At 64.0% G+C, this 314-nt stretch carries 1 pseudogene; it reads left to right on the top strand.

Annotated elements, in window-relative coordinates:
- Positions 1–184: pseudogene (locus AC1KVG_RS21800) on the top strand (plasmid stabilization protein); the annotation flags it as partial.
- Positions 185–314: the final 130 nt, after the last annotated feature.

Below are 314 nucleotides of genomic sequence, written 5' to 3'. Positions count from 1 at the left end.
CGACCGGATCGAAGCCGAAGGCGACGCGCTGGATGGTGCCGCCATCTATCTCCCCGGGCCCACGCCGGGAACGCGGTTATACACGTGCCAGGACGGCAAGTATCTGTTGATCTACACACGCGACGGCGACGATGTGCTGATCCTTGCACTCGTCCCTGCGCGCTCCGATTGGAAGCCGACGTAGTAAAGCGATCTACAGCTCCATGACGTGTCGATGCTACCGCGCGGGGAGGCGCGACCGGTCGACGACATCGACAGCGCGCTACACCCCACCCAACGGCTGCAGGCACAACCAGATCGCGCACCAGTGCGAC

This window comes from Xanthomonas sp. NCPPB 3959 (assembly GCF_056675575.1).
This window is presented reverse-complemented; position numbering and strand designations above follow the sequence as displayed.